22 protein-coding genes and 4 pseudogenes are annotated in these 20,616 nt (G+C 64.6%); 11 read left to right on the top strand and 15 right to left on the bottom strand.

The genetic code is table 11. The annotated features are described in order from the left end of the window. Positions 1-107 precede the first annotated feature (107 nt). Positions 108-833, bottom strand: a complete 726-nt coding sequence (locus ALC15_RS38950; protein WP_050631854.1) for a TetR/AcrR family transcriptional regulator — start codon at positions 831-833, stop codon at positions 108-110. A gap of 112 nt (positions 834-945) precedes the next feature. Between ALC15_RS38950 and ALC15_RS38945 the strand changes: the two are divergent. The 5 genes and pseudogenes from ALC15_RS38945 (at position 946) to ALC15_RS38925 (ending at position 4,568) form a co-directional block, all read left to right on the top strand. Next, a pseudogene (locus tag ALC15_RS38945) lies at positions 946-2,348 on the top strand (carotenoid oxygenase family protein). Between the two features lie 104 nt (positions 2,349-2,452). Further along, on the top strand, positions 2,453-2,860 hold the full coding sequence (locus ALC15_RS38940; protein ID WP_050631853.1) for an MAPEG family protein: 408 nt from the start codon (positions 2,453-2,455) through the stop codon (positions 2,858-2,860). Between the two features lie 145 nt (positions 2,861-3,005). Next, positions 3,006-3,581, top strand: coding sequence for a hypothetical protein (locus ALC15_RS38935; RefSeq protein ID WP_050631852.1), 576 nt, complete (start codon positions 3,006-3,008; stop codon positions 3,579-3,581). A 56-nt stretch (positions 3,582-3,637) separates the two neighbouring features. Beyond that, positions 3,638-4,192 (top strand): inner membrane-spanning protein YciB, encoded by a 555-nt coding sequence (locus tag ALC15_RS38930; protein WP_050631851.1) that lies wholly within the window; start codon positions 3,638-3,640, stop codon positions 4,190-4,192. 79 nt (positions 4,193-4,271) lie between these two features. Continuing rightward, complete coding sequence (locus ALC15_RS38925) at positions 4,272-4,568, top strand: hypothetical protein (RefSeq protein ID WP_050631850.1); 297 nt, start codon at positions 4,272-4,274, stop codon at positions 4,566-4,568. Positions 4,569-4,578: 10 nt separating this feature from the next. Here ALC15_RS38925 and ALC15_RS38920 read toward each other — a convergent pair whose 3' ends face one another. Both ALC15_RS38920 and ALC15_RS38915 read right to left on the bottom strand, forming a co-directional pair. Then, a complete protein-coding gene (locus ALC15_RS38920; protein WP_094194394.1) occupies positions 4,579-5,253 on the bottom strand; it encodes a DUF429 domain-containing protein in 675 nt (224 codons plus the stop codon). Continuing rightward, on the bottom strand, positions 5,250-6,905 hold the full coding sequence (locus ALC15_RS38915) for a fumarate hydratase (RefSeq protein WP_050631849.1): 1,656 nt from the start codon (positions 6,903-6,905) through the stop codon (positions 5,250-5,252). The genes ALC15_RS38920 and ALC15_RS38915 overlap by 4 nt, the downstream gene beginning before the upstream one ends. A gap of 222 nt (positions 6,906-7,127) precedes the next feature. Between ALC15_RS38915 and ALC15_RS38910 the strand changes: the two genes are divergently transcribed. Both ALC15_RS38910 and ALC15_RS38905 read left to right on the top strand, forming a co-directional pair. Beyond that, positions 7,128-7,445, top strand: coding sequence for a Kazal-type serine protease inhibitor family protein (locus tag ALC15_RS38910; protein WP_050631848.1), 318 nt, complete (start codon positions 7,128-7,130; stop codon positions 7,443-7,445). Positions 7,446-7,550: 105 nt separating this feature from the next. Then, the gene (locus tag ALC15_RS38905; protein ID WP_050631847.1) at positions 7,551-8,012 is read left to right on the top strand and encodes a hypothetical protein; all 462 of its coding nucleotides are present in this window, start codon (positions 7,551-7,553) and stop codon (positions 8,010-8,012) included. A 90-nt stretch (positions 8,013-8,102) separates the two neighbouring features. On the opposite strand, the gene ALC15_RS38900 is transcribed toward ALC15_RS38905, so the two are convergent. Further along, positions 8,103-8,543, bottom strand: a complete 441-nt coding sequence (locus ALC15_RS38900) for an SRPBCC family protein (RefSeq protein ID WP_050631846.1) — start codon at positions 8,541-8,543, stop codon at positions 8,103-8,105. Further along, positions 8,543-8,869, bottom strand: a complete 327-nt coding sequence (locus ALC15_RS38895; protein ID WP_050631845.1) for an ArsR/SmtB family transcription factor — start codon at positions 8,867-8,869, stop codon at positions 8,543-8,545. Before ALC15_RS38895 ends, ALC15_RS38900 begins: the two co-directional genes overlap by 1 nt. A 158-nt stretch (positions 8,870-9,027) precedes the next feature. Here ALC15_RS38895 and ALC15_RS38890 point away from each other — a divergent pair, with 158 nt between their 5' ends. Continuing rightward, a complete protein-coding gene (locus tag ALC15_RS38890) occupies positions 9,028-9,702 on the top strand; it encodes a methyltransferase family protein (RefSeq protein ID WP_050631844.1) in 675 nt (224 codons plus the stop codon). Positions 9,703-9,714: 12 nt separating this feature from the next. Next, positions 9,715-10,074: a GFA family protein gene (locus tag ALC15_RS38885; RefSeq protein WP_050631843.1), complete on the top strand. Its 360-nt coding sequence runs from the start codon at positions 9,715-9,717 to the stop codon at positions 10,072-10,074. 6 nt (positions 10,075-10,080) lie between these two features. Here ALC15_RS38885 and ALC15_RS38880 read toward each other — a convergent pair. After that, positions 10,081-10,787, bottom strand: a pseudogene (locus ALC15_RS38880) (glutathione S-transferase). Between the two features lie 167 nt (positions 10,788-10,954). On the opposite strand from ALC15_RS38880, the gene ALC15_RS38875 reads away from it, so the two are divergent. After that, positions 10,955-11,359, top strand: a complete 405-nt coding sequence (locus tag ALC15_RS38875) for a DUF3606 domain-containing protein (RefSeq protein WP_050631842.1) — start codon at positions 10,955-10,957, stop codon at positions 11,357-11,359. A 143-nt stretch (positions 11,360-11,502) separates the two neighbouring features. Here ALC15_RS38875 and ALC15_RS38870 read toward each other — a convergent pair whose 3' ends face one another. The 9 genes and pseudogenes from ALC15_RS38870 to flgB form a co-directional block, all read right to left on the bottom strand. Next, complete coding sequence (locus tag ALC15_RS38870; protein ID WP_244486457.1) at positions 11,503-12,129, bottom strand: lectin; 627 nt, start codon at positions 12,127-12,129, stop codon at positions 11,503-11,505. 198 nt (positions 12,130-12,327) lie between these two features. Beyond that, positions 12,328-13,284 (bottom strand): Tim44 domain-containing protein, encoded by a 957-nt coding sequence (locus tag ALC15_RS38865; protein WP_050631840.1) that lies wholly within the window; start codon positions 13,282-13,284, stop codon positions 12,328-12,330. 242 nt (positions 13,285-13,526) lie between these two features. Beyond that, positions 13,527-16,096: pseudogene (gene cckA / locus ALC15_RS38860) on the bottom strand (cell cycle histidine kinase CckA). 141 nt (positions 16,097-16,237) lie between these two features. Further along, positions 16,238-17,311, bottom strand: a complete 1,074-nt coding sequence (gene flhB, locus ALC15_RS38855) for a flagellar biosynthesis protein FlhB (RefSeq protein ID WP_050631839.1) — start codon at positions 17,309-17,311, stop codon at positions 16,238-16,240. Between the two features lie 9 nt (positions 17,312-17,320). Further along, entirely contained in the window at positions 17,321-18,091 is a 771-nt protein-coding gene (fliR, locus tag ALC15_RS38850) for a flagellar biosynthetic protein FliR (protein ID WP_050631838.1), read from the bottom strand. An 18-nt stretch (positions 18,092-18,109) separates the two neighbouring features. Next, entirely contained in the window at positions 18,110-18,373 is a 264-nt protein-coding gene (gene fliQ, locus ALC15_RS38845; RefSeq protein WP_021077937.1) for a flagellar biosynthesis protein FliQ, read from the bottom strand. 124 nt (positions 18,374-18,497) lie between these two features. Further along, a complete protein-coding gene (gene fliE, locus ALC15_RS38840) occupies positions 18,498-18,818 on the bottom strand; it encodes a flagellar hook-basal body complex protein FliE (RefSeq protein ID WP_050631837.1) in 321 nt (106 codons plus the stop codon). A gap of 26 nt (positions 18,819-18,844) precedes the next feature. After that, on the bottom strand, positions 18,845-19,270 hold the full coding sequence (gene flgC / locus ALC15_RS38835) for a flagellar basal body rod protein FlgC (protein WP_021077939.1): 426 nt from the start codon (positions 19,268-19,270) through the stop codon (positions 18,845-18,847). A 27-nt stretch (positions 19,271-19,297) separates the two neighbouring features. Further along, a pseudogene (gene flgB / locus ALC15_RS38830) lies at positions 19,298-19,707 on the bottom strand (flagellar basal body rod protein FlgB). A gap of 360 nt (positions 19,708-20,067) precedes the next feature. Here flgB and ALC15_RS38825 point away from each other — a divergent pair. After that, on the top strand, positions 20,068-20,616 hold a 549-nt coding region (locus ALC15_RS38825), incomplete at its 3' end, for a flagellar biosynthetic protein FliO (protein WP_200914744.1).

Below are 20,616 nucleotides of genomic sequence, written 5' to 3'. Positions count from 1 at the left end.
TGCTTCGACGCCTTGCCCGGCCGCTTGCGCGGGTTCGGACGTTTCCAGGGAACGCGCGGTGATCGTGCCATGCGCGTCAACGCGCAGGCACGAGAAGGGTTGCTCGGTTACGGCCGCGCCGAGCGGCCCGCGGACAAACGCAGCATCGCGGTCAACAATGTCTCGACCGACGTGCCTTCGGGCGCTCGGTCCAGAATCGTCTTGAGGCGTCCGTCGAGCAGCAGCATGGTGAAACCATGCACCAGCGACCAGGCGGATGCGATCGCGGCAGCCTGATCCAACGTAAGCTGCTCCTTGGAAATCTGCTCATGCCGGCTGGCGCCGACGCCGCGGGTCAGCCCTGCGAACGATGCTTCGGACGCCTCGTGCAGCGAGGGACGCGAATGATCGAGCCGCTCGCTGCGGAACATCAGCCCATACATGCCGGGATGCGCCTGAGCATAGGCGACATAAGCCTTGGCGCTCGCCACGCCCTTTTCGGGCGGCATCGCCGCTGAAGCATCCGCCGCCGCCATCGCGAGGCCGAATTGCCGGAAGCCGATCGCCGCGAGTTCGCTGAGCAAACCGGTGAGATCGCCGAAATGATGCGTGGGAGCGGCGTGCGACACGCCGGCCTCGCGCGCCACCGCGCGCAAGGTCAGCCCAGCCAGTCCGTCACGCTCGAGCACACGCTCGGCCGCCTTGAGCAGCGCCTCATGCAGGTCGCCGTGATGATATGGCGTGTCATTGGCCCGGCGCCGCGATGCCGGACGGTCCGCAGCTATCCGCGCAACCCGGCGTGCCGGAGCCCGCGCCGGGCGAGCCGCTTTGTTTTCCTTGGATAATCTTGCCATGAAGTCGTTATAAGTCGCAATTTTTACACTGTAAAGATATTGCTTGACGATCGAAGGCGTCATCCTTACTGATATCTTTACGATGTAAAGATCATAATGCAGGGAGACGCGAATGCTCGATCAGGTCACATCCACCACGGCGCGGACCAATCTGGCGCCGATCTCGTTTGAAGCCGACGCGCCGTTCCTGAAGATCACCGGCGAATTGCCGCGCGAGCTGAACGGCACGCTGTACCGCAACGGCCCCAATCCGCAGTTCGAGGCGCCGGGCGCGCATTGGTTCGTCGGTGACGGAATGCTGCACGCCTTTCATCTCGAGAATGGCCGCGCCAGCTACCGTAACCGCTGGGTCCGCACTCCGAAATGGCAGGCCGAGCACGACGCGGGTCGCGCGCTGTTCGGCGGCTTCGGCCGCAAGCTGCCGGACGCGCCCGCCGACATCACGACTGACGGCGGCGTCGCCAACACCAACATCATCTTCCACGGCGGCCGCCTGCTCGCGCTCGAGGAAGGCCATCTGCCGACCGAGATCGAGCCGGGCACGCTCGATCGCCTCGGCTATTGCGACTATAAGGGCGCGATCTCGGGCCCCTTCAGTGCGCATCCCAAGATCGATCCGGTCACCGGCGAGATGGTGTTCTTCGGCTACAACGCCGCAGGTCCGCTGACGCCGGCACTGTCATATGGCTCCGTGAGTTCATCCGGCGTGGTGACGCGGTTCGAACGCTTCGAGGCGCCCTATGCCAGCATGGTGCACGACTTCATCGTCACCACGAACCATGTGCTGTTTCCGATCCTGCCGATATCAGGCAGCATGCAGCGCGCGATGCGCGGACAGGCCCCCTACGCCTGGGAGCCGGAGAAAGGCGCCTATGTCGGCGTCATGAAGCGCAGCGGCTCATCCAAGGACATCGTCTGGTTCCGCGCCGAGACCTGCTACGTCTTCCACGTCATGAATGCGTGGGAAGACGGCAACCGCATCATCGCCGACGTGATGCAGTTCGAGGAAGCGCCGCTGTTCAACCATCCCGACGGCTCGCCGACCGATCCGAAGAAGAACCGCGCGCGCTACTGCCGCTGGACCTTCGATCTTTCCGGCAACACCGACCGCTTCACGCAAACCTATCTCGACGACCTCACCGGCGAATTCCCTCGCGTCGACGATCGCCGCGCCGGACTTGCCAGCAATCACGCTGGTATGCCTGCGCCAACCCGGATCTGCCGATGTTCGGCGCGCTGTCGGGCATCGTGCATGTCGACGGCCGTGGCAAGCGACTCGGCCACTATCTCTTGCCTGCCGGCGACACGATCTCCGAGCCGGTGTTCGTCGAGCGCAGCGCTGATGCCGCGGAAGGCGACGGCTGGCTGCTCGCGGTGGTCTGGCGTGCCCGCGAAAACCGCAGCGACCTCGCCGTGTTCAACGCGCAGGATGTCGAGGCGGGCCCGGCGGCGCTGGTCCATCTCGGCCATCGCGTGCCGGACGGCTTCCACGGCAATTGGGTGGGGGCGGAGTAGTTCCGGACGTAACGTAACTGACGTCGCAATGTCAGAGGCGGGCCGATGCACGCCTCTGACCGGCGTTGTGAAAGGACATTGCAACGGCATCAGGGGAGGTTCGCATGCACATGCCTTCGATCACGGCTGGCTACCTTGCAATTCTCGCCCTGATTTACGCCGCCCTCGCCTTGCAGGTGATCCGGTTGCGGCGAAACAGCCTTGCGCCATTCAGCGACGGCGGCAACATCGCGCTGCGCAACGCGATCCGCGTCCATGCCAACTTCATGGAGTATGTCCCGATCATCACGCTGATGGTCGCCTTCCTGGAAATGGCCGGCGCACCGCCGGCGCGGGTACACATCCTGATGGGGGCGCTGCTGCTGTCGCAGCTGATCCATCCGCTCGGGATGTACGCGGCGCCGGGCTCGTTGCGATTCTCGATCGGGCGGGCCGGCGGCATCTTCATCACGATCGGCCTGCTCATCACCTGCGCGGTCACCACATTGTCGAGAACGAACTGGGACGGATAGGACGACCTCCACCGCAATGCACTGAGATACCTATGTTTTTCGATATCACATCACAATTTTGACACTGTAAAGATTTCGCTTGACGCTCTTCCCTTGCGCCTCTAGGTTATCTTTACGTTGTAAAGATTAGCCCTTGAGGCTCGCAATGACGATCTTCCTGATCCTCGCTCCCTACGGTGCCTTCGCCACGCTGATGCTGGTGACCTCGACCACGGTGAGCCTGCTCGCTGCCGCCCTGATCTGCCTTGCGGTCATCGCCTTCGATATCGCGCGCGGCCGCAGCATCAAGATCCTCGGCGTCGGCTCGGTGATCGTCTTCACCGCGGTCGGCAGCTACCTCACCTTCATCGATGCGACGCCGAGCATGATCGCGGTGAAGATCGCGGTCGATGCCGGCATCCTCGCGGTGTCGTTCGGCTCGATCCTGATCGGCCACCCCTTCACGCGCCAATACGCGCTCGAGCAGGTCGATGCTGAGATCGCGAAGCAGCCCGGGTTCCTCTATGCCAACTACCTGATCACCGGCGCCTGGACCGCTGCGACGCTGCTGATGCTGATCAGCAACGTGGCGGTACTCTATGTGCCGGCCCTGCCGCTGTGGACGGGCCTGCTGGTCGCTTTCGCCGCACGCAACGCCGCGGTCGGCTTCACCCGCTGGTATCCGCAATATCGGATGGCCAGGGACGGCGCGCCGCCGGCCGGCGCGCTGCCGTCGCCCTAGACGCTGCTACAACGACATCACAACAATCACCTCCCGAGGAAACGGAAACCACGACGATGAAGAGCGTATTTGCCAGGCTCGCGAGCGACTTCCTTTCCACCATCGTGTTCCTGGTGGTGTATCTCGCCACCGACAATGTGCTGATCGCGACCAGCGTTGCGATCGCGGGCGCGATCGCGCAAGTGGTCTATGCGCGCGTGAAGGGACAGGCGCTCGGGTACATGACATGGGCAAGTCTCGGGCTGGTGATCGTGCTGGGCGGCGCGACACTGCTGACCAACGATCCGCGCTTCGTGCTGGCGAAGCCCGCGATCGGCCATATCGCGATCGGCGCGATCATGCTGAAGCGCGGCTGGATGCTGCGCTACCTGCCGCCGATCGTGACCGAGACGATTCCGGAATATGCCACCCTCGCCGGCTATGCCTGGGCCGGGCTGATGTTCATCCTCGCCGCCGGCACCATCGCGGTCGCAGCGACCGGCGACATCAAGCTGTGGGCGTTCTACGTGTCGGTGGTGCTGCTCGGCGCCAAGATCGCCGCCTTCGCGATCCAGTATGTCGCCTTCCGCTTCCTCACCAGCAGCCGGCTGCGCGCCGCAGCCCGCGCCTGATCGCCGCAGCCGCGAACTAGGCGCAAGCAGCAAGATGGGCTATACCCGCGACGCTCCAAATAACCGAGGGGATACATCAATGGCGGTGGACGGAAACTGGAATCTCACGATGACGACGCCGATGGGCGAGCGGAAGGCGACGCTGTCGCTGGCAAGCTCGGGCGGCACGCTCACCGGCACGCAGGGTGCCGAGGGCAACTCCACCGAAATCTTCGACGGCACCGTGAACGGCGACAGCGTCGCCTGGAAGGTTTCCATCACCAACCCGATGCCGCTGACGCTCGAATTCACCGGCAAGGTCGCCGGCGACGGCATCTCCGGCGAGATGGGCATCGGCCCGATGGGCAGCTTCCCCTTCACCGGCACCCGGGCCTAAGCGCCTTTTTCTAGAACCAGATCTGCATCGGCAGATCATGTCCATCCAGCGGCTGCGATCCCTCGGGAACGCGGCCGCTCGGTTGATGGGCCGCCAGCGCCACCGCGCAGGCATCCAGCACGTCGTCGCGCTTTGCGCCGCTGCCGATCCGCGCACGTGTCAGCCAGTGATCGATATCGTGAAACCCTGATCGCTCGAGCAGCCTGCGGCGGAGCCGATCACCCTCCTCGGACTTCTTGCGCGGCAGCGGCGCGCCGCCGTTCAGCCGCAGGAACACCAGTTCGGGATGCACCTCGCGGATGTCACGCGCGGCGTTCGCGCGTACGAACGCATCGACCTCCATAATCTTGTTGCCGAGATGCCAGAGCTGGCGCGAGACGGCGGTCTGGCCGCGACGCCCAGCCTCCTCGTTCGCCAAATCGGGATCGCGAAATTCCTGCCATAGCCAGCGCCGGGCGCCGGTGAAGACGCGCGAGGTGTGCGGGCGCAGACGCGCACGAGCGAGACGATCGCAGGCGCGCTCGCCGTCATCGGTCATGCCGATCGGGATATCGATCCCGGCACGATCGAACGGACGCGACAGCGCGTCCGCGACATCGGTGTGGAAGGAAATCGTCCGCTGGTCGCCGTCGATGCTGACGGCGACCCAGCCTTTGGAAAATCCGTCGAGGCCGACCGCGATCAACCCAGGTTCAATTCCTTGAAGAAGTCGTTGCCCTTGTCATCGATGATGATGAAGGCCGGGAAGTCGACCACTTCGATGCGCCAGATCGCTTCCATGCCGAGCTCGGGATACTCGACCACCTCGACCTTCTTGATGCAGTGCTCGGCGAGGTTCGCCGCAGCGCCGCCGATCGAGCCGAGATAGAAGCCACCGTGCTTCTTGCAGGCCTCGCGCACCGCGACGGCGCGGTTGCCCTTGGCGACCATCACCATCGAGCCGCCGGCGGCCTGGAACTGGTCGACGAAGGAATCCATGCGGCCGGCCGTGGTCGGGCCGAACGCGCCGGAGGCGTAGCCAACGGGCGTCTTGGCGGGACCTGCGTAGTAGACCGGGTGGTTCTTGAAATAATCCGGCAGCGGCTCGCCCTTCTCCAACCGCTCGCGCAGCTTTGCATGCGCGGAGTCGCGCGCCACAATCATGGTGCCGGTCATCGAGACCCGGGTCTTGATCGGATATTGCGACAGCGTCGCGAGGATTTCCTTCATCGGCTTGTTGAGGTCGATCTTGACCACATCACCGCCGAGCGATTGCTCGACCGCGGGCAGATACTGCGCCGGGTTGTGCTCGAGCTCCTCGAGATAGACGCCGTCCCTGGTGATCTTGCCGAGCACCTGGCGGTCCGCCGAGCAGGAGACGCCGAGCCCGATCGGCAGCGAGGCGCCGTGACGCGGCATGCGGATCACGCGCACGTCGTGACAGAAATACTTGCCGCCGAACTGCGCGCCGACACCGAGCGACTGCGTCATCTTGAGGATTTCCTGCTCCATCTCGAGATCGCGGAACGCGTTGCCATCGGCCGAGCCGTGGATCGGCAGCGCATCGAGATAGCGCGCCGAGGCAAGCTTCACGGTCTTCATGCAGAGCTCGGCCGAGGTGCCGCCGATCACGATCGCAAGGTGGTACGGCGGGCACGCTGCGGTGCCGAGCGTCAGCACCTTCTCCTTCAGGAACGCGAGCAGCCGGTCCTTGGTCAGCACCGACGGCGTCGCCTGGAACAGGAAGCTCTTGTTGGCGCTTCCGCCGCCCTTGGCCATGAACATGAACTTGTAGGCATCGTCGCCCTCGGCGTAGATCTCGCACTGCGCCGGCATGTTGTTGGCGGTGTTCTTCTCCTCATACATCGACAGCGGCGCCACCTGCGAATAGCGCAGATTGCGGCGCAAATAGGCGTCGCGCGCGCCTTCGGACAGCGCGGCCTCGTCGTCGCCGTCGGTGATGACGTTACAGCCCTTCTTGCCCATGATGATCGCGGTGCCGGTGTCCTGGCACATCGGCAGCACGCCGCCGGCGGCGATGTTGGCGTTCTTCAGGAAGTCGAAGGCGACGAACTTGTCGTTGTCGCTGGCTTCCTTGTCCTCGAGGATCGAGCGCAGCTGCTTCAGGTGACCCGGCCGCAGATAGTGATTGATGTCACCGAAGGCGGCCTCGGAGAGCGCCCGCAGCGCCTCCCGCGACACCACCAGCATGTCCTTGCCGAGGACCTTCTCGACCCGGACGCCCTCGCTCGTCACCTTCTTGTAAGGCGTGGTGTCCGCTCCAAGCGGGAACAGCGGGGTGTGCTTGTAGGGCGGAACGGGCTTCTGCTGGTCGGGAAAGGCTGAGGGGGCGTTCATGAGCTGCTCGTCGGTTTCGAAAGGCCCGGTCCGGCCGCACGGCCGCCGGCAATGTAGAGCGGTTCTAAGCCTTTTTCGGACAAAGGAAAGGGAAGCCGGCCGCCTTCCAGCCATGCGCGGGACCGCCAAATCCACGTGCTAGGTTTCATCCCTCGGTAATCTCGGGTTGCCACAACTTGCAGCACACCACCAATCGACCAGGGAAGCCATCAGGAGGCCTTCATGAAGACAGCGCTTTTCATCCGGTTTGCGGCGCTGGCCCTGCTGATGGCGCTCCCGAGCGGTGCCGATGCGGCACGGCTCGGCAGGGTGTGCGGCGGCCTTGCCGGCCTGCAATGCAGCCGGGTCGGCCAGTTCTGCCAGTTCAAGCAAGGGCAATGCGGCCGGGCCGACCAGACCGGCACCTGCGCGTTCCGGCCGACGATCTGCAACAAGATCTACAAGCCCGTGTGCGGCTGTGACGGCAAGACCTACGGCAATGATTGCGAGCGCCGCGCCGCCGGCGCCTCCAAGGCGCAGGATGGCAAGTGCGCGTCCTAACGGGCGGGCCATATTGACGCGCTGCGCGGGAGCCTGCATGTAGCTTTGCGTATTTTTGTACCGCGGGGGTATTTCGTGACAGCACCGTTGCGCCAACGTTTGCCTTTGGGCATCCGCTCCACCCTGCCCGCCGCGCTGATCGCGCTGGCGCCGGCCTTCACCGCGGCACCTGCGCATGCCGATCCCTGCGTGGACATCGCCAAGCAGCTCGCCGGCCAGATCGACGGGCTGAAGGTCAATTTCAGCGCCGCCAACATCACCTACCTCACACATCCGGCGGCGAAGGAATTGTCGCTCGGCTGCCGCGGCAAGGACTATGCGATCGAGCTCTATGCCAAGACCGACCGCAAGATGAGGCCCGAGTTCTTCAACCTGGTCGGCTCCGCGACCGCACTGATCTTCACCGTGCCGAAGGACGATGCCACCACCGGCACCTCACGCTGCCTGAAGCGCATGGGCATCCTGCGCGGCAACACCATCACGATGCGCTATCGCCGCCTCAACCTCGAATGCACGCGCAACAAGACCGATGCCTCGATTACCGTCCGCCGCGGCAACAACGAGTGAGCCGTTAGAGCGAGTGAAGTGGGTACCGGTTCGCGTGCGCTAAACTAGGATCCAGAGCCCCGTTCCGGTTCAATCGGAACGGAAAGTGCTCTAGGCTTCCGCGGTAACCCGCCCGATCGCATCGACGATCTTGCCCCAGCCCGGGCTCATCATGTCGAACGCGAAGCGGTTGCCCGGGAAGACGAAGCCGTCATGCACCATGCGGACATGGGTGCCGCCCTCGACCGGCGTCAGCGTCCAGGTGACGACCGAGTCGAGCTTGGAGCCGAAGTCCGGGTTGGTGTCGGCGCCGCCCTTCCAGGAATAGCGCAACAGGCGCGGCGGATCGCAATCCAGCACCTCGCAATGCACGACACCGTCCCAGTCGCCGATCGGCTTGGTGCGGAAATTGAACCGGTGCCCGACGGCAGCGACGAAATCGTTCGGCATCAGCCATTTCATCAGCAGTTCGCTCGTGGTCAGCGTCCGCCAGATCCTGTCGGCAGCGTAAGGCAGCACCTTCTCGACCGTGATCGCGTGCGTCTCACCCATCACTCACTCTCCTTCAACAATTTCTCGAGATTGGCGAAGCGCTCGGCCCAGAACGTCTCGTAGTGGCCGAGCCAGTCGATCAGCGGACTGAGCCCCTTCGGCGCGACGCGATAATGGATGTGCCGGCCTTCGCGCCGCTCGACGACCAGCCCGGCGTCGCGCAGTGCGCGCAGATGCTGCGACACCGCCGGCTGCGACACCTTTGAGCCCTGCACCAACCCGGTCGCGGCGACTTCGCCCTCCCGGATGATCCGCTCGAACACCGCTCGCCGCGTCGGGTCGGCAAGGCTCTTGAGCACATTGGTCAGCTGCGTGGCGGTGGCCATAGAAATATATAAGCAATTGCTTATACGATTGTCAATGCGGAGGCAACGCAGTTGCGGCGCTGGAACAGCTCGCCCGCTCCGAAAGTTGATGGCTGCGGTCGCATGTTTGCCGGGGAAACAGTGCGATAATCGCTGCTGGAATAACGGAGTCGCCATCCATGATCGCAAAGCTCCTCCTGCAGAATACGTTCTTCGTCCTCGCCATGGCTGCGCTGCTGTTTGCCTTCGCCGGCACGCTGCACTGGCCCGGCGCGTGGGCCTATCTGATCGCCTCGGCGCTGATCGGCCCGGCCTGCGGACTGTGGCTTGCCAAGGTCGATCCCGGCCTCTTGGCCGAGCGCATGCGGCTCACCGCGCGTGAGGGCCAGCCCGCCGAGGACAAGCGCTTCATGCTGGTGTTCCTCGTCATCGCGGTGCTGTGGTTCGTCGCGATGGGGCTCGACCGCCGCTTCGGCGGCGCCAACGCGGGCGTGGCACTGATCGTGCTCGGCCTCGCGCTGTATCTGCTCTCGACCGTGCTGATCCTGTGGGTGTTCCGCACCAATTCGTTCGCAGCGCCGGTCGTCAAGGTGCAGACCGAGCGCCACCATCACGTGATTTCGACTGGTCCCTACGCACTGGTGCGGCACCCGATGTATGCGAGTGTGATCCTGTTCTTCATCGGCGTGCCGGTGACGCTCGGCTCCTGGTGGGGCCTTGCCTTCGTGCCGGTGTTCTTCGGGCTGTTCGCGTTCCGCACCGGGATCGAGGAGCGCACGCTGATTGCGGGATTGTCAGGCTATGCTGACTACGCGGCGCGGGTGCGCTATCGTCTCGTGCCCGGGCTGTGGTGAGGACCGACCGTCATGGCAGAGAGTAAGACCTACACCGGCGGCTGCCATTGCGGCCAGGTGCGCTTCGAATGCACCACCGACATGGCGATGGTGACCGCCTGCAACTGCTCGATCTGCACCAAGAAAGGCCTGCACTTCGTGTTCATGCCGCCATCGAGCTTCCAGCTCCGCGCCGGCGCCGAGAACCTGAAGGAATATCTCTTCAACCGCCATGCGATCCGCCACCAGCTCTGCGTCGATTGCGGCGTCGACGTGTTCGCGCGCGGCAAGAAACCCGATGGTTCGGACATCGTGGCGCTGAACGTCAGCTGCATCGACGGCATCGACCTGTCGAAGATCACGATGACGCCGGTGGATGGGCGGAACAGGTGATCGCGGTCACAAATCCAGCGCCTTGTAGCGCCGGAAGATGCCCTCCTCGTTGAACGGAATCCGCCGCTCGCTCGCCAGATACGCCTTGATGTTCGGCCGCTCGGCGACGCCGTCGCGCAGTGCGATCAGGCGCGGGACCATCTTCTCGAACGCGGCCATCCGCTTCGGAAACGCGTAGCGCAGGCCTTCCACGATCTGGAACAGCGACAAGTCGACATAGGTCAGCCGCCGTCCGGTGACGAAGCCGCCGCCATTCGCCGCGACCAGGTCCTCGAAATAGCCGAGATATTTCGGCACCCGCGACGCCCAGAATTCTTCCGTGCGCTTCTTCGCCGGCGCCTTCTGGTCCTCGTAATACAGCGACGGGCCAAGCGGATGATGGGTGTCGTGGATCTCCAGCACGAAGTCCGTGATCGTGAGCTGCAGCTGGTGCACCCAGAGCTTCCCCGCCTCCGCCTTCGGCGCCAGGCCGTGACGCGCTCCGAGATAGAGCAGGATGTTGGCGGTCTGGCCGATCACGAGACTGCCGGCCTTGAGGAACGGCGGCGCAAAGGGTGGCGTGCCCTTGTGCGCGTCCATCATCTTCATCATGCGCCGGTGCCGCCCTTGCCGCGGGCAACGTCGGTATAGCTGGCGCCCGCATCCTCGAGCGCGAGGCGGACATATTCGCCGCGGCCCTGGATCATCGGCCAGTAGTAAAGCTGATAGTGCATGCACTTACCTCCGAAAACTTGGCAGCGTCGTTTCTCTTCAGTCGTTTCTTCTCACCGGGATCGTAGCCGCGCCGCGGCCCAATCGTCCATCGCACACCGGCCGCCTGTCCGAACCGCGCGGAGACTGCTAAGGTTCCAGGATCGAGTCTTCGATGAAGGATCAACTTATGGCGGATGACAAGAAGAAGCGGGGCGCACAGGATCGCGCCCTGATCGCGTTGGGCGAGTCCTACGAAGTTGCGTACTGGTCCAAGAAGTTCAAGGTCACGCCGGCAAAGCTCAAGGCCGCCGTCAAGAAGGTCGGGCATTCCGCCAAGAAGGTGGAAGCCCATTTCAAGGAGCAGCGCCACATGGCCGCCGATCGCGCCCGGATCGCGATCAGCGAGCCCTACGAGGTCCGCTACTGGTCGAAGAAGTTCAAGGTGACCCCTGCGCGGCTCAAGGCGGCGGTCGCCGAGGTCGGACATTCCTCGAAGAAGGTCGGGGCCTACTTCGCGACGAAGAAGAAAACCGCGAAGAAAAAGAAGACAGTGAAGAAGGCAGCCAAGAAGACCAAGCGCAAGAAGAGCTGAGCGCGGTCATACTGTCCCCGTCATTGCGAGGAGCGAAGCGACGAAGCAATCCATCGCTCCGCGCATGCGGCAGGATGGATTGCTTCGCTGCGCTCGCAATGACGGGCATTCACTTGCAGCAAAATCAGACTCGCCCCGCCGCCTCAATTCGCGGCAAAGCAGTACAGAAGACCGTCGCCGCCGGTGCTCTTCAGATCGGCCTGCGAGCAGCCACCATCGGGGCCGCGCGAGGGATGCGACGTGTTCCAGGATTTTGACGGCTCGTCGTCGCGCAGCCCCTTGCGATCGAAATGCCCGACCATCGCAGCGCCCTGCGTGCTGCTTGTCCAGTTCTTGCAGGTGCGGTCCTCACCGGCCGCAAACGCAGTACCGTCGGCCTGCGATCCCGTCAGCACATCGTGGCGGTTCGGCGTATCGCCGGCACCGTTGATGACCTCGCCCTTCTCGGACAGCGCGGTCTGCTTGGTGAGATTGTTGCTCGCGCTGTGCAGGTCGGCGACGTCCTTGGCGACCACGACGCCCTTCACGTTCTTCCACGGTCCCTTGCCGATACGATCGCGTGCATTCACCGCCGGCTTGCCATCGGCCGCCTGGGTCGAGAGATAGGCGCGCCAGGTCTTCGGCGCGCCGAAGCCCGCGGCCTGCGCCAGGGTCTGGCAATGATTGTCGGCGCCGGCGAGGCCGCCGAGATTGCCGCCATTGCCGATGCCGTTGCTGGTCACGAAGAAACTGGTGTCGGCAGTCTGCGCGCTCGCCGGCGGTGCGGCCATGACGACGAACGCAAGACAGGCAGGAACCGCGATCTGCGCAAACTTCATTCCATCCTCCCGATGGTTGTTATGGTCCGCTGACATCAACCCGCGGCATGTCCGGATATTCCGCCGTCACGACGCCGCAATGAACTCCACAAGACAAAAGCGCCGCGGACGATGCCGCGGCGCCTTCTGTTCGTCACGTCAGACCATCGATCAGTTGGTCTGCTGGATCGCCGAAAGCTCCCAGTTGCCGCCGCGCTGGCGCACGAAGGTCCAGACCTCGGTGACCTCCTCCGGCTGCCCGCCGCTGATCTGGCGGCCGGTGCCACGCTCGAGCATGGTGTCGACCAGGGCGTAGCGCATCGCGACCGTCGCATATTCGCTGTCGCCTTCGCGCCAGGCTTCCGCCAGATCGCCCTGCAGGAGCTTCACGTTGGTCACCTTGTTGGTGACGTTGCGCGCCTTGTTCTCCTCGAGGTCCTTCGAGAAGTACGACACCATTTCCGGTGTCGCGAGCGTGTGCAGCTTCGCGATGTCCTCGTTCGACCACGCGGTCTGGATGTCGCCGAGCAGCCGTTCGAACGTCTCATAGTCGCCAGGCGCGATCTCGACCGGCGCATTCGATCCGCCGCCGAGGCCAAAGCCGAAGCCCGAGCGGGCATTCGCCTGCGGACCGGGGCCGACGTCGGGTCCGCCGGCGTAAGCGGCAGCCGGCGCATTGCGGCGCTGCCACCACGACATCGCGAGCCGGACCACGAGCACGATCAGACCGATCTGCAGCAGCAGGCCGAGCATCGACGACAGGCCGCCTAGACCCGAGAACAGGCCGCCGCCGAACAGCATGCCGAACAGGCCGGCGCCGAGGAAGCCCGCGGCCAAGCCGCCGAGCAGGCCGCGCCCCATTCCGCCGCGGCCGAACAGGCCGCCGGAGTTCGCCGCCGGTGAACTCATGCCCGGGCTACCAGGCTGGCTGAAGGTGCGGTTCATCGGCGCAACCGAGCCCGGCGCGGTGCTGGTCGAGGGCGGCGCGGAGAATGTCCGCGAGCCGCGCGAGCCGCCGCCGCCGACGCGAGCGTCGGCCGCCGAGACGGTCATCATCACAGGCAGCGCCAGCGCCATCGCGACGGCGATCGCCCGGACAATTCCACGCGTGCGTTGCGAGAAATTCATGTTGGTTTCCTCAAAGGATTCCCCGGCATGGGGAAACGCCCTTAAGATGGGCAGGGCCTGACAAAAGTGAAGCGGGAAACGGGAACCGCGGCTGCGGCCCTCGGTCGCGGCGATGTGACACTATGGGCCTTGTGGCCGCGACAACGCGTCCTAGCGCGAGATGCGCCCCGGTTTCAATCGCAGTTGCATCGGAATTTCACCTCGCACTTGCGAGAAGCGGAGGCAGTTGCGGCGGCAACCGTCTAGTTCGCCGTCATGGTTTCCTTCACCGCGGCGACCAGCTGCGTCAGCGTGAACGGCTTCGGCAGGAACGCGAATTGCTGGTTCTCCGGCAGGCTCTTCTCGAACGCATCCTCGGCATAGCCGGAGACGAAGATGATCTTCAGCTCGGCATTGCGGCTACGCATTTCCTTCAGCAGCGTCGGCCCGTCCATCTCCGGCATCACGACGTCCGACACCACGAGATCGACCGCGCCGTTCTTCTCCTCGAATGCCTCCAGCGCCTCGACGCCGTTGGCCGCCTCGATCACGCTGTAGCCACGCGAGCGGAGACCGCGCGCATTCAGCGAGCGCAGGCCGTCCTCGTCCTCGACCAGCAGGATGGTGCCCTGTCCGGTGAGGTCGGGCTTCGGCTTGGCGGTTTCCGCCGCGACCGCGGTTTCCTTTGCCGCGCCGTTGCCGGCCTGCACTTCAGGAGCGACCTCCTGCTCCTGGCGATGCCGCGGCAGGTAGATCCGGAACGTGGTGCCGCCGCCCGGCACGGAATCGACATAGACGAAGCCGCCAGTCTGCTTGACGATGCCGTAGACCGTGGAGAGGCCGAGGCCGGTGCCCTTGCCGACTTCCTTGGTCGAGAAGAACGGCTCGAAGATCTTGTCGATGATCTCGTGCGGAATGCCGGTGCCGGTATCCGAGATCTCGATCTTCACATAGTCCGCCGCCGGCATGCCCTTGTTGGCGAGCTGGGCGGCTTCCTCGGTCGACACGTTGGTGGTGCGGATGATCAGCTTGCCGCCGTCGGGCATCGCATCGCGCGCGTTGACCGCGAGATTGACCACCACCTGCTCGAACTGCGAGACGTCGACCTTCACCGGCCACAGATCGCGGCCATGCACGAGATCGAGCTTGACCTTCTCGCCGATCAGCCGGCGCAGCAGCATGGTGAGGTCGGACAGCGCGTCGCCGAGATCGAGCACCTGCGGCCGCAGCGTCTGGCGACGCGAGAACGCCAGCAGCTGCCGCACCAGCGTCGCAGCGCGGGTGGCGTTCTGCTTGATCTGCATGATGTCCTGGAACGACGGGTCGGTCGGCTTGTGCGCGTTCAGCAGGAAGTCGTTTGCCATCATGATGGCCGACAGCACGTTGTTGAAGTCGTGCGCGATGCCGCCGGCGAGCTGGCCGACCATCTCCATCTTCTGCGACTGGTTGATTTGGTTTTCCAGCGCACGCCGCTCCGTGGTCTCGAGCATGTAGACGATCGCGGTCTCGGCGTCGCGCTCGTCCTTCTCGACGGTCGTGACGAAGAACTGGGCGAAGCGCTCCTTGGGCCCGTCGAGCATCACCTCGACCGGCGCGATATCGCCCTGCCCTTCGGCGGCCTGGTTGATCGCCGCGATCAACAGGCCGCGGTCCCGCGGGTTGACTGCGCGGAAGATCGACTTGGCCGCGCCGCCATCGCCATTGAGCCCCTGCGCCAGCTTGGCATAGCGCGCATTGGCACCGACCACGTTGCCGCCGCGGTCGACGGTCGCGATCGCCATCGGCGTATGGTCGAAGAAGCGCATGAAGCGCACCTCGGCGGCGCGCTCCGGATCGGAATGCTCGTCGCGGGCACGGCTGATCACCAGCGTGCGCGAGGCGCCCGCTGCGCCGTCGGCGCCGAAAGCGAGCTTGTGATAGAGCCGCACTGGCACGGTCTTGCCGCCGCGCATGCGCAGGTCGATGTCGAATACCTCGGTCTTGACCTCGCCCGGCACGGCCGCGATCGAGGTCAACAATGCGGCGCCGTCGCCTGACACGATGTCGGTCAGCTTCAAGCCGCCCGAGCCGATCTCGGCCAGATCGTAATCCAGCCAGTTGGCCAGCGTCGCGTTGACATAGGCGATCTCGCCGGCCGGATTGACCGAGAAGAAGCCGCACGGCGCATGATCGAGATATTCGATCGCATGCCGCAGCTCCTGGAACACGTCCTCCTGGCGCTCGCGGTCGCGGGTGATGTCTGCGATCGACCATACCGCATATCTGGCGTCGCGCTTGCCCTCGCCGAGCGGGCGTACCCGCAGCCGCAGCCAGCGCCCCTGTCCGGCCTCGCGCCCGGCGACACGGACCTCCTCCTGCTGCCGCTTGCCCTCGCGCGCGGCCTTCAGCAGGCGGAACACCGCTTCGGAAACGTCGGGGTTGCCGATGAAGACGCGCTCGACGGGACGGACGTCCTGCGGCCCCGCCGCGCCGGTCAGCGTCAGATAGGCGGCGTTGGAATAGACCACGTGGCCGCGGGAGTCGGTGACGACGAGCCCCTCCTGGGCCTGGTCGGCGATCCGCGCCATCACCGGATCGTCGGTGGCGCGGTCGGAGAAGCGGATGATGCCTGCGGCCAAGGCGAACAGGTTGAACAGCCCCGCGGTGGCGAGCAGCGCCAGCACGCCGAGAATATAGGCTGCGCCTGGGTGCGGCCGATTGTCATGAGCCAGACCGCCACCGCGACGATGCCGATCGCGATCAGCACCACCAGCAGGATGCTGCCGCTCCGCCGGGCTGGCCCGTGAGCCACGAACGGCTCGGTCACGGGAGGATCGTTGCTATCGGCGGTCATCTGGAGAGACATGGCTCGTCTGCATCACGAAGGCGACCGGCCGGCCACCTTGCCCCTGAGTGCCTGAATCGGACCCGAAAACGCAAGTCCATCAGGCGGCAATTTCGCAAGTTACGCGCATTTCAAGCGGTTTTCCGCCCCTTACTGACGCAGGCCGGACAGGCCGCGCCTCAGCCGCATCACGTAACCGATGATTTCGGCAACCGCATGATAGTGTTCGACCGGGATTTCCTTGTCGATGTCGACGGTGGCATAGAGCGCCCGGGCCAGCGGCACGTTCTCCACGATCGGAATATCGTGCTCCTTGGCGATCTCCCTGATCCTGAACGCGAGGACGTCGACGCCCTTGGCGACGCAGACCGGCGCCGACATGCTGCGGTCGTAGGCCAGCGCGACCGAATAGTGGGTCGGGTTGGTGATGATCACCGAAGCCTTCGGAACCTGCGCCATCATGCGCTTCTTGGCGCGCTGGACCCGCAATTGCTTGATCCTGCCCTTGACGTGCGGGTCGCCTTCCGACTGCTTGAACTCCTCCTTCATCTCCTGCAGCGACATCTTGTGACGCTCGTACCAGGTCCGGTACTGGAAGAAGTAGTCGGCGATCGCAACCGCAGCGAGGATGGCGACCACCGCCGCCATCAGGTGCACCGTCATGCTGGTGATGGCGGGCAGCAGCTCGGCCGGATCGACCCGCAGGAACGATTCCATCCGCATCCGGTCGGGCCACAGCACCATGACCATCACGACGCCGAGCGCGATCAGCTTGAACAGGCCCTTCAGGAAGTTCGCCACCGCCTGCTTGCCGAACAGCCGCTTGAAGCCGGCGGCCGGCGAGATCTTGGAGAATTTCGGCTTGAGCTGCTCGCCCGACCACACCAGCTGGTGCTGGATCATGTTGCCGGCGACCGCCGCCAGCGCCAGCATAAGGAACGGCACGCCGATCGCGGCGACCACGGCGTAGCCGAGCGTCTGGGTCAGCTGCAGCAGGCCGGCACCGTCGGTGCGGATCATCCATGAGTTGGCGATCAGATTGCGCAGCGGCATCAAGATGCCGCCGCCGATCGAGCCCGAGAAGGTCGACAGCACCAGCGTGGCGCCGGCGATGATGAACCAGGTGTTGACCTCCTGGCTCTTGACGACGTCGCCTTTCTCAAGGGCTTCGTCGAGACGTTTTTGCGTAGGGTCTTCTGTTTTGTCTTCGGTATCGTCGGCCATCGCTCTTCCCTAGTTCATCGGAGCGAGCTGGCGCATGACGCCGTTGAAGTAGTCGAAATAGGTGTTCATCATCGCCGCGAGCACGACGGCGAAGATCAGGAAGCCGACCATGATCGAGAGCGGCACGCCGACGAAATAGACCTGCATCTGCGGCATCAGCCGCGCCAGCACGCCGAGCCCGATGTTGAAGACGAGCCCGAACACCAGGAACGGCGCCGACAATTGCAGGCCGATCTTGAAGGCGGCCGAGAAGGCGTTGGTCGCAAGGGCCGCGACGTCGCCGGTCGGCATGATCTCGCCCGGCGAGAAGATGCGGTAGCTCTCGCTCAGCGCCGCGATGACGAGATAGTGGCTGTCGGTGGCGAACAGCAGCGTCAGGCCGAGGATGGTGAGGAAGTTGCCGATGATCTGGCCCTGCTGGCCCTGGGTCGGGTCGACCGCGGTGACGAAGCCGAGCCCGAGCTGCTGGGCGATCACCGAGCCCGCGACGTTGAGCGCAGACAGCGTCACCCGCGCGGTCGCGCCGAGCACGATGCCGATGATAAGCTCATGCACCATCAGGACGCCGAGCGCGGAGATCGACGTCAGGTCAACATGATAGGCGTTGCGGTGCAGGGGCAGGATGATCAGCGTCAAGAGCAGCGCGATCGACAGCTTGACCCGTGCCGGGATGTTGCTCTCGCCGAAACCGGGCAGCAGCATCACCATGGCGCCCACGCGCGCGAAGACCAGCACGAAGATTGCGGCCAGCGCCGGCAGCAGGGAGACATCGATGCGCATGACCGCGGCATTAGTGCATCAACCGCCGATGATTCGCGATGAAATCCGCATCATGTGGCTACTGAGCGAGTCCGCCATGAACGGCAGCGCCAGCAGCAATGTGACGAAGATCGCGAGGATCTTCGGCACGAATACCAGGGTCTGCTCCTGGATCTGGGTCAGCGCCTGGAACAGCGACACCACGACGCCGACCACAAGGCCAACCACCATCAGGGGCGACGACACGATCACGATGGTCCAGATCGCATCGCGCGCCACGTCGAGAGTTTCAGGGCCGGTCATTTGAGTTCTCGCTGCTGATTGTTTTTGCACCGTCGTTCCGGGGCGATGCAAAGCATCGAACCCGGAACCTCGAGATCCCGGGCTCGATGCTGCGCATCGCTCCGGGATGACGTCCTGACGGATGTCAGATCGGCATCTTCATGATGTCTTCATAGGCCTGGATCACACGATCCCGGACCGAGACCAGGGTCGATACCGCGACGTCGGTGTCGGCAACCGCCGTCACCACGTCCATCACGTTCGCCTTGCCCGAGGCCATCGCCATGGTCTGCGCATCGGACTTCTTGCCCGCTTCCAGCACGCTGCCGACGGAGTCCTTCAGCAGCGCGCTGAACGACGGTCCGGCGACGGCCTGTCCGCCCAGCCCGGCCTTCTCGGCGCCGCCGCGCTCCATCATCCTCGCGAGGCTGGCATAGGCGTTGGCGGCGACTGTCGGTGTAGCCATGAGTTACGTTCCCTGTTCTTGCTGGGTCAGGACTTGAGGATGTCGAGCGTGCGCTGGATCATCCGCCGCGTCGCGCTGATGATGTTGAGGTTCGCCTCGTAGGAGCGCTGGGCGTCGCGCATGTCGGTCATTTCAACCATCGAATTGACGTTCGGATATTTGACGTTGCCGGAGGCGTCCGCCGCCGGATTGCCCGGCTCGTGCTTGATGCGGAATGACGACTGGTCGGGCCTGATCCGGCCGAGCGTCACGACCTGGGCATCGAGCGAGCGATCGAGCGCGGAGGAGAACGTCGGCACCTTGCGGCGGTAGGGATCGCCGCCTGCGGTCTGCGCCGTCGAATCGGCGTTGGCGATATTTTCGGAGATCACCCGCATCCGCCCCGCCTGCGCGCGCAGGCCGGAGGTTGCGATGCTCATCGAGCGGGCGAAATCGCTTGTTCCATCTGCCATGGGATCCTCCTGCCGCCGTTAGGTGGCCTAACCCTTGCCGATCGCGGTTTTCAGCAGATGCAGGCTCTTGCTGTAGAGCGACGTGGCGGCAGCGAAGTCCATTTGGTTGGCCGACACTTTCAGCATCTGCTCCTCGAGATTGACCGCATTGCCGGCCGGGCGGGTCTGGAAACCGCTCTTGCCGCGATCATTGTCGAAGTTGTCCGGCGCGCCCGAGGCCGCCATGTGGGTGGCGCTGGTCTGCATCATCGGCAGTGTCCCCATGCCGCCGCCGACGGTCGCGCGCCCTTGTCGAATTTCGGCTCGACCAGATCGCGCGGCCGGAAGTTCGGCGTGTCTGAATTGGAGATGTTCTCGGCGAGCACCCGCTGACGCTCCTGGTGCCACTGCATCTTGGTGCGCAACGCCGACAGGATCGGCAGATCGTTCATGGCCATCGCCGCGGCTCCGTTAACCTCTGGGACCTCCCGAGGTAGGCAGAATTTGCCCGGTGTATGGTTAACGGGTGGTTAAAATATCGGACGGATCCGTGGAGAACGCCGCAACGACCGCCTGCGAGCGCATTTTCGCCACGAATGCTGCGTTAACCAGCACAAACCGAGACAGCGTGGGGCGCTGAGAAGTCGTTTTGGGACAAGCGATTCTTGGTTTATTAATAGAACAGTCGGCTGCAAGCCGCTGGGAATTAAGAAATAAGGCGAATTTCGGGCGCGATTCGCTGCGTAAAACCGCACCTATCAATCTGTGCCCGTTGATGGCGGAAGCTGAGGAAGGCCAAGATGGCCGGGGACTCCAATATGCAGGTCATTACTTTCGTCTTGGCATTCGTTGTCGTGCTGGCGCTTATCGGCGTCACCGCATGGCTCGTCCGCCGCTTCGCTGGAAACCGCCTCGGCGCCAACGCCAACCGCGGCCGCATGCCGCGCCTGGCGGTAATCGACGCCGCAGCCGTCGACGGCCGCCGCCGCCTGGTTCTGGTTCGCCGCGACAACATCGAGCATCTCCTGATGATCGGCGGCCCGACCGACATCGTCGTCGAGCCGAATATCGTCCGCGCTATGCCGGGGCGCGACCAGATGTCGAGCCGCCCCGCGGTCGCAGCCGACGCCGCGCCGCCGCGCGTGGCGCCGCTGCCGGATGCCGCCTGGAACGAGAGCGAAGCCGCCCGCTCCGACAATTTCGACCTGCCCGAGCCCGAGCTGCCGCCACGTCCGGCGCGCCCCTCCTTCGCCGACGAACTGCGCCGGCCCCCGCCGCCGATCGCCGAACGCCGCAGTGATCCGCTCACGGGCTTCACGCCCGAGCGTTCTGAACCGCGGCCCGATCCGATGCCGCCGCGGCTGCCG

This window comes from Bradyrhizobium viridifuturi (assembly GCF_001238275.1).
GTDB classification, from domain to species: Bacteria; Pseudomonadota; Alphaproteobacteria; order Rhizobiales; family Xanthobacteraceae; genus Bradyrhizobium; species Bradyrhizobium viridifuturi.
Note: the sequence above shows the minus strand (reverse complement) of the source record. Positions and strands in the feature narration are given on the sequence as shown.